The sequence below is a fragment of the Streptomyces sp. NP-1717 genome, assembly GCF_022695985.1.
Classification (GTDB): domain Bacteria; phylum Actinomycetota; class Actinomycetes; order Streptomycetales; family Streptomycetaceae; genus Streptomyces.
Genome location: NZ_JAAPBF010000286.1, coordinates 1 through 7869, shown reverse-complemented (window position 1 = coordinate 7869; position 7869 = coordinate 1). Strand labels below are relative to the sequence as shown.

Annotated in this window: 9 protein-coding genes; 7 read left to right on the top strand and 2 right to left on the bottom strand. The window is 71.0% G+C overall.

Annotated features, from left to right (window positions below):
* From GXP76_RS32285 to GXP76_RS32275, 3 genes are all read left to right on the top strand, one after another.
* The coding region (locus GXP76_RS32285) for an AIM24 family protein (protein ID WP_242575171.1) at nucleotides 1–881 on the top strand (881 nt) is incomplete at its 5' end.
* A gap of 13 nt (nucleotides 882–894) precedes the next feature.
* Entirely contained in the window at nucleotides 895–1575 is a 681-nt protein-coding gene (locus GXP76_RS32280; protein ID WP_242575170.1) for an AIM24 family protein, read from the top strand.
* A gap of 16 nt (nucleotides 1576–1591) precedes the next feature.
* The gene (locus GXP76_RS32275; protein ID WP_242575169.1) at nucleotides 1592–2353 is read left to right on the top strand and encodes an AIM24 family protein; all 762 of its coding nucleotides are present in this window, start codon (nucleotides 1592–1594) and stop codon (nucleotides 2351–2353) included.
* An 87-nt stretch (nucleotides 2354–2440) separates the two neighbouring features.
* Here the strand turns inward: GXP76_RS32275 and GXP76_RS32270 are convergent, their stop codons facing one another.
* The gene (locus GXP76_RS32270) at nucleotides 2441–2980 is read right to left on the bottom strand and encodes an NUDIX hydrolase (RefSeq protein WP_242575168.1); all 540 of its coding nucleotides are present in this window, start codon (nucleotides 2978–2980) and stop codon (nucleotides 2441–2443) included.
* Nucleotides 2977–4458 carry a zinc-dependent metalloprotease gene (locus tag GXP76_RS32265; RefSeq protein WP_242575167.1) on the bottom strand — a complete coding sequence of 494 codons (1482 nt, stop codon included), beginning with the start codon at nucleotides 4456–4458 and terminating at the stop codon, nucleotides 2977–2979. Before GXP76_RS32265 ends, GXP76_RS32270 begins: the two co-directional genes overlap by 4 nt.
* 193 nt (nucleotides 4459–4651) lie before the next feature.
* On the opposite strand from GXP76_RS32265, the gene GXP76_RS32260 reads away from it, so the two are divergent.
* From GXP76_RS32260 to GXP76_RS32245, 4 genes are all read left to right on the top strand, one after another.
* Entirely contained in the window at nucleotides 4652–5764 is a 1113-nt protein-coding gene (locus GXP76_RS32260; protein WP_242575166.1) for an SDR family oxidoreductase, read from the top strand.
* Nucleotides 5765–5897: 133 nt separating this feature from the next.
* The gene (locus GXP76_RS32255) at nucleotides 5898–6359 is read left to right on the top strand and encodes a molybdenum cofactor biosynthesis protein MoaE (RefSeq protein ID WP_242575165.1); all 462 of its coding nucleotides are present in this window, start codon (nucleotides 5898–5900) and stop codon (nucleotides 6357–6359) included.
* 144 nt (nucleotides 6360–6503) lie between these two features.
* Complete coding sequence (locus GXP76_RS32250) at nucleotides 6504–6677, top strand: hypothetical protein (protein ID WP_242575164.1); 174 nt, start codon at nucleotides 6504–6506, stop codon at nucleotides 6675–6677.
* 141 nt (nucleotides 6678–6818) lie between these two features.
* On the top strand, nucleotides 6819–7869 hold a 1051-nt coding region (locus GXP76_RS32245), incomplete at its 3' end, for a PDZ domain-containing protein (RefSeq protein WP_242575163.1).

Below are 7869 nucleotides of genomic sequence, written 5' to 3'. Positions count from 1 at the left end.
CGCCGTACGCGCAGCCCGGCCAGCCGCAGCAGCCGCAGTTCGGCCAGATCCCCGGCCAGGCACCGGGGCAGGCACCCGGCCAGTTCCCCGGCCAGTTCCCCGGTCAGGGACAGCCGCCCGGCGCGCCCTCGCCGTACGGGCAGCCGACGCCGCCTCCGTACGGAGGCCAGCCCCAGGGGGCGCCGCCCCCCGGCATGCCGCAGCCGGGCCAGCAGGCCGGTCCCGGCCTCCAGTCGGCCCTCCAGCCGTACCGCGAGGCGGCCACCGGCCAGCGCTGGACCCCGCAGAACCAGCAGCTCATGCGGGTCGACCTCGCCATGGGCGGCGCGTCCGTGCTCGCCCGCCAGGGCAGCATGGTCATGTACCAGGGCAAGGTCGACTTCGGTTACAAGGGCGCCGGTTTCGCCGGCCGTATCGTCGGCAACGCGACCGGGCAGGAGATGCAGCTGATGCGCTGCTCCGGCCGCGGCCAGGTGTTCCTCGCCGAGGAAGCCTCACATCTGCACCCGATCGAACTCCAGGGTGACGGGATCTGTGTCTCCGCGGAGAACGTCCTCGCCTTCGACGAGTCCCTTCAGTACGAGGTCCGCCGCATCGAGGGCCACGGCATCCCCGGTGGTGCCCTGTTCACCATGCTGTTCCAGGGCACCGGCACCGTCGTCGTCAAGACCCACGGCGTCCCCGTCGTCCTGCCGGTCACGCCCACGACCTTCGCCGACAGCAACGCCGTCGTCGCCTGGTCCGCCGCGTCCCAGGTGATCCTCTCCAGCCAGGTCAGGCTGCGCCGCAACGCGTATCCGGGGCACAGCGGAGAGACCGTGAACCTCCAGTTCCGGGGAGCCCCCGGGAACTTCATCGTCGTCCAGCCGTACGAGGTCTGAGGGAGCCCGGCACATGAACCAGCAACTCGCGGGCTTCGCCCCGACCCCCGTCACGGCCCGGATGGAGAACCACGGCCGCACCATGCTCAAGGTCGCCATGACCAGTGGGCAGGACCTCTACGCGCGCACCGGATCGATGGTCGCGTACGAGGGCTTCGTGCAGTACGAGCCCAACCCGCCCGCCGTGCGCCAGATCGCCGGCCAGTGGGTGACGGGCGAAGGCACACCGATCATGAAGTGCGCCGGGGACGGCCTGCTCTACCTCGCCGACTACGGCGCCGACGTCGTCGTCATCAACCTCAACAACGACTCGATCTCGGTCAACGGCACCAACCTGCTGGCCTTCGACGCGCACCTCCAGTGGGGCGTCGAGAAGGTGAAGGGGCTGGCCAAGTTCGCCGGACAGGGTCTGTGGAACGTCACTGTCGGCGGGACCGGCTGGGTCGCGCTGACCTCGCGCGGCACGCCGATCGTCGTCGACTGCGGCCGTGGTGAGGACGAGACGTACGTCGACCCCGACGCCCTCGTCGCCTGGTCACCCGGGCTCAAGGTGAAGGGGAAGCGGAGCTTCAAGGCCTCGTCGCTCGTCGGGCGGGGCAGCGGGGAGGCCTACCAGATGGCCTTCTCGGGCCAGGGCCTCGTCGTCGTACAGCCGAGCGAGGACAGCACCGACCGCCTGCGGGTCCGGGGCTGAGGGGGAGGAGAACATCATGCAGAGCCCGCTTTTCGGACTCGCGGAGACGCAGTCCCAGGACCGTTACGTCGTACAGAACCCGCAACTGCTGCGGGTCGCGCTCACCGGCCACGACGACGTCCTCGCCCGTAAGGGCGCGATGGTCGCCTACCAGGGACTCATCGACTTCGACGGTGAGTACCAGTCCCCGGGTCAGCGGCGCGCCAGGGCGAACACCGGTGAGGGCCTCGACCTGATGCGCTGTTCGGGTCAGGGCACGGTCTACTTCGCCAACCTCGCGCAGTACGTGCACGTCGTGGACGTCGACCAGGAGGGCATGACCGTCGACAGCGCCTATGTCCTGGCGCTCGACTCCACGCTGCACATCGAGGTCATCGCGGTGGACAGCCAGTACGGCATCTCAGGCTCCGGCAAGTACCAGCTCAACATCTCGGGCCGCGGCAAGGTCGCCCTGATGACGTCCGGGCAGCCGCTGATGATGCACGTGACGCCGGACAAGTACGTCAACGTGGACGCCGACGCCGTCGTGGCGTGGTCCTCCGCCCTGCGGGTGCAGATGCAGTCGCAGACGCACTCCTCGGGCGTACGGCGCCGGCGCGGCAACACCGGCGAGGGCTGGGAGCTGAGCTTCCTCGGCCAGGGCTTCGCGCTCGTGCAGCCCAGCGAGGTCATGCCGCCGCAGAACGCGGACATCGGGCAGGGCGCGCGTGCGCAGTTCGGCGTGGGCCAGCAGGGCGCCCACGCGCAGAACCAGAACAACGCCTGGAACCGCGGCTGACCGCGGTCCTTCCGCTCCTCGCCGTCCGCCGGGGGCGGTCTCCTCGGAGGCCGCCCCCGCCCGGTTCGCCCGGTCGTGCCGGACGGGTCAGCCGCGCGCCCGCGCCGGGAGCACCGCGCGCGTGCGCTCCAGGAGCCGTACGACCGACCCGTCGGCGACCGCCGCCACCTCGTCGTAGGCGAACCAGCGCAGATCCAGTGACTCCTCGCTGATCTCCTCGACCGCGCCCACCGGCGCGAGCGCCGCGTACTGGACGTCCAGATGCCAGTGGCAGGGCGCCGGGATCGCGTGCCGGTCGAGCTGTACGGGCCCGCCGGGCAGCAGCGCCAGGCCCGGGATCCCGGACTCCTCCGTCGCCTCGCGCAGAGCTGCGGCGGCGAGCGACTCGTCCCCGGGCTCGCAGTGCCCCCCCATCTGGAGCCACATGCCCAGCTTCTTGTGAAGGGTGAGCAGGACACGGCCCCGCTCGGGGTCGATCACCAGCGCGCTCGCCGTGATGTGCCCGGCCTCGCAGGACTTCCACATCCCGTCCGGACGGGCCGCCAAGTGCTCCAGATAGATGCCGCGCAGCTCGTCCTGGCCGTCGTACGTCCTCAGTACGCCGACGGCGTCGTCGTGCAGACTCACTTGGCGCCGTCGTCCTTGCCCTCGTCGTCCGAGCCCTTGTCACCCTTGTCGCGCTCGCCGGGTTCGCCGTCCTTCTCCGGCTTCGGCTTGCCGCTCGCGGCCTCGCCCAGCATCTTGTCCAGCTCGGAGAAGTCCGCGTGCTCGTGGTGGACGAAGCCGTCCGGGTCGTCCAGGTCGGAGGCCGTCGGCAGGTTGTCGGGGTGCTCCCAGAGCCCGTCGCGGCCGTCCACGCCCCGCGCGTCCGTGAGCGACGCCCAGAGCCGGGAGGCGTCCCGCAGCCGCCTGGGGCGCAGCTGGAGGCCGATGAGGGTGGCGAAGGTCTGTTCGGCCGGACCGCCCGAGGCGCGGCGCCTGCGCAGCGTCTCGCGCAGCGCGTCGGCCGACGTGAGCCGGGTCCTGGCGGCCTCGTGCACCACCGCGTCCACCCAGCCCTCGACCAGAGCCAGCGCCGTCTCCAGACGGGCCAGGGCGGCCTTCTGCTCGGCCGTGTCCTCCGGCTGGAACATGCCCTGCTGGAGCGCTTCCTGAAGCTGCTCGGGGTTCGACGGGTCGAGCTGGCTGACGGCGTCCTCCAGCTTGGACGAGTCGACCTTGATGCCCCGCGCGTACCCCTCGACGGCCCCGAACAGATGCGACCGCAGCCACGGCACATGGGCGAAGAGCCGCTGGTGGGCGGCCTCGCGCAGGGCCAGATACAGCCGCACCTCGTCCTGCGGGACACCGAGGTCCTTACCGAAGGCCGCGACGTTCAGCGGGAGCAGCGCGGCCTTGCCGGCCGGGCCCAGGGGCAGCCCGATGTCCGTCGAACCGACCACCTCGCCCGCGAGCACGCCCACGGCCTGCCCGATCTGCTGGCCGAACATGGCGCCGCCCATGGAGCGCATCATGCCGATCAGCGGACCCGCCATGGCCTGCATCTCCTCGGGCAGCACGTCGCTCATGGCGGCGCCCACCCGCTCGGCCACCGGGTCCACGAGCTGCTGCCACGCGGGGAGGGTCGCCTCGACCCACTCGGCGCGGCTCCACGCCACGGTCGTGCCCGCGCCTGACGGCAGAGACGTCACGCCGTCCAGCCAGACGTCCGCGAGGCGGACGGCCTCCTCGACCGCGATCCGCTCGCCGGGGCTCACGCTGGCGTCCTTCGTACCGTCGGGCGTGCCCTGCGAGACCTGCTGGCGGGCGATCTGCTTCGCCATGTCCCAGTTCACGGGCCCGCCCTCGTAGCTCAGCATCTGGCCGAGCTGCTGGAAGGCCGCGCCCAGGTCGTTCGGATTCATCGATCCGAACATCGCGGCGAACGGGTTGTCCCCGCCCGCGCCGGGGCCGCCCGGGCCACCGGGGAAGCCGAACCCCGAGAAGGGGTTGCCCCCGCCCTGGCCGCCGGCACCCTGACCACCTCCGGCAGGGCCGTTCTTCTTGCCGTCGCCGTCCTCTGGCTCCTCCGGCGGAAGGCCGAATCCGAATGGGGTGTCACTCACGGGTTTCCTCGGCTCGTTGGGCCGCCGGCTTATCCGCCGGCGGCGACTGCCCGACAACACCACCCAGCGTAGACATCCGGGCCCGCATCCGGGCTCGGTGCTCCGCCAACGCTTGGCCTGCGGCAGGATGGACGCCACCTGGTACGCACGTGTCGTACACGTTCGTACTGAAGACAACCGCTGGAGACGCCCGGTGAGTTCCCCAGATCCACAGGTTCGCGCAGCGCGAAACCGCCCAACCCCGACCCCGCCGCGCGGCCCCGTCGTCGCGGTCACCGGAGCCGCCTCGGGCGTCGGAGACCTGCTCACCCGGCGCCTCGCGGCGTCCGGTGAGATCAAGCAGGTCGTCGCGATCGACGAGCGCCGCGGGGAGGTGAGCGAGGCGCAGTGGCACATCCTCGACGTACGGGATCCGGCCATCGCCGAGAAACTGCGCGGCGCGGACGTGGTGGTGCACCTGGCGCTCGATCTCGACCTGGAGCGGGACGCCGCCGCCCGTACGGCGTACAACGTCCGGGGTACCCAGACCGTGCTCACCGCGGCCGCCGCCGCGGGGGTGCACCGGGTCGTCCTGTGCACCTCGGCCATGGTCTACGGGGCGCTGCCCGACAACGACATCCCGCTGTCGGAGGACGCGGAGCTGCGGGCCACCGCGGAGGCCACGGGCGTCGGCGATCTGCTGGAGATCGAACGCCTCGGCCGCCGGGCGCCGCGCGCGCACCCCGGCCTCAACGTCACGGTCGTACGGCCCGCCGTACTCGTCGGCGGCACCGACACCGCCCTCACCCGCTACTTCGAGTCGCCCCGGCTGCTGGTCGTGGCCGGATCCCGGCCCACCTGGCAGTTCTGCCACGTGGACGACCTGGTCAGCGCACTGGAGTACGCCGCGCTGGAGAAGGTCGACGGCGAGTTCGCGGTCGGCTGCGACGGCTGGCTCGAACAGGAGGAGATCGAGGAGCTGAGCGGTATCCGCCGCATGGAGCTGCCGTCCGCGGTCGCCCTGGGCGCCGCCGCGCGGCTGCACCGGATCGGTCTCACACCGTCCCCGGCCGGTGACCTCGCCTACACGATGCACCCCTGGGTCGTCAGCGTCGGCCGTCTCCACGACGCCGGCTGGCGGCCCCGGTGGACCAACGAGGAAGTCCTCGGCGCGCTGCTCGAAGAGGTGGAGGGCCGGCACACCGTCGCGGGCCGCCGCCTCGGCCGTAAGGACGCCACGGCCGCCGGTGCCGCCGGTGCGACGGTGGCCCTGCTCGGCGCGGCCGCGGTGGTACGGCGTGCCCGCAAGGCACGCCGACGTCTCTAGAAAGTGCCTGCCCCGTCCGGCGGCGGCCGCTCTCCGTAGGAGGCCGCTTCGTAGGACGCTCCAAGCGGCCGGCCCGGCCGCCGGTCGAACGCGCCATTACGCGATGCCGGTGCCGTACGGCACGATGGACCGCATGGCACGCATCGAGGCGCACCCGGGCGAGAACGCGGCGCAGGACCCCGTCCGGCTGCTGGCGATACGCGAGACCCCGCTGTCCGTCGACGAGATCTTCCAGGCCGTCGGGGACGACGCGGCGGGCGGTACCGCCCTGTTCGTCGGGACGGTCCGCAATCACGACGGCGGCGCCGACGTGGACGCCCTCGGATACTCCTGCCACCCCTCGGCCGAGGCCGAACTACGCCGGGTGGCCGAGAAGGTGGCCGCCGACTTCCCCGTGCGCGCGCTGGCGGCCGTCCACCGTGTGGGTGACCTCGCCGTGGGAGATCTGGCGGTCGTCGTCGCGGTCTCCTGCCCGCACCGCGCGGAGGCCTTCGAGGCCTGCCGCAGGCTGATCGACGACCTCAAGCACGAGGTGCCGATCTGGAAGCACCAGACGTTCTCCGACGGTACGGAGGAATGGGTCGGGGCCTGCTGACGTCCCTCTCGGAGTTCTCCGTCGCCCTCTGTTCACGTGTGGCCCGATTTGCGTAACCGCCTCCCTGCCCGGAGCGTTGGAGCAGCGGATGACTAATCTGCTGATCAGTCGGATTGCACACACACATTGGGTAAGGAGGTCGGAATGGCCGCGCTTGCCTGGTTGCTGATTCCGCTCTTCGCCGCGATCGGCGCGGCGATATGGGGAAGCTGGGTTTCCAGAAACCGAACCATCGGAGACATGGCCGAACTCGCCGGCTACGCGCGCTTCCGGGACGCGATGTCGAAGCCCGATCCCGGCACGACGGACGCCGTCTGAGGCGTCCTCGCACACCGCCCCGCCGGTCCGGCCGCGTCCCTTCCCTCCCGTCTCCCCGCAAGGCGACGAGCCGGGGCCGAGGCGCCTCGTACGGACCGGCCCCGGGGGTGCGCCGACAGACCCTTCCCGTACTGTCGTTCCATGCCACGCCGCACCGCGACGATGCTCGCTTCCACTCTCGTGCTCATCGCGCTGCTCTGTGCGGGAGTGTTCATCCCCGTTCCGTACGCGGAGATGAGTCCCGGTCCCACGGTGAACACACTCGGCGACGCGAATGGCGAACCGGTTCTCCACATCGAGGGCCGCAAGACCTATCCCACGTCGGGTCATCTCAATATGACGACCGTCAGGGTCACGGGCGCGGATTACAAGATGAATGTGGTCGAGGCGGTCTACGGCTGGCTGTCGCACGACAACATCGTGGTGCCGCACAACACGCTCTATCCGGACGGCAAGACGGAGGAGCAGTCCACGCAGGAGAACGCGGAGGAGTTCAGCCAGTCCCAGGAGAGCGCGAAGGTCGCGGCCCTGAAGGAGGAGAACATCCCCGTCACGTCGCGGGTCGTCGTCGCCGCGGTCGTCAAGGACAGCCCCTCGCAGGGGGTTCTGCACGCCGGTGACGTCATCAAGGCGGTGGACGGCAAGACCGTCGTGGCGCCGCCGGACGTGGCCGAGATCGTCACCAAGCACAAGCCGGGCGAGGACGTCGTCTTCACGATCGTCCCGGCCAAGGTGGCCGAGGCGGCGGAGAAGGCCGGCAAGGAGCCCGAGGGCAGCGAGAAGGTCACGGTCAAGACGGTGAAGTCGGACGAGGGCGACGACCGCGCCATCGTCGGGATCCAGGCCGGGACGGACCACACGTTCCCGTTCGAGATCGACATCAAGCTGGCCGATGTGGGTGGGCCGAGCGCCGGGCTGATGTTCGCGCTGGGGATCGTCGACAAGATCACGCCCGGCGACCTGACGGGCGGCAAGTTCGTCGCCGGCACCGGCACGATCGACGACAACGGGAAGGTCGGCCCGATCGGGGGGATCGGGATGAAGCTCGTCGGCGCGCGGGACGCGGGTGCGCGGTACTTCCTGACGCCGGACGAGAACTGTGCCGCTGCCGCCTCGGACATTCCGGACGGGCTCACCCTGGTGCGGGTGAAGAACATCAAGGACGCGACGGCGTCCCTGGAGAAGATCAGGA

Coding starts and splice junctions, on each gene's coding strand:
- GXP76_RS32275 (WP_242575169.1), top strand. CDS start 1,592: ATGCAGAGCCCGCTTTTCGGACTCGCGGAGACGCAGTCCCAGGACCGT.
- GXP76_RS32255 (WP_242575165.1), top strand. CDS start 5,898: ATGGCACGCATCGAGGCGCACCCGGGCGAGAACGCGGCGCAGGACCCC.
- GXP76_RS32250 (WP_242575164.1), top strand. CDS start 6,504: ATGGCCGCGCTTGCCTGGTTGCTGATTCCGCTCTTCGCCGCGATCGGC.
- GXP76_RS32280 (WP_242575170.1), top strand. CDS start 895: ATGAACCAGCAACTCGCGGGCTTCGCCCCGACCCCCGTCACGGCCCGG.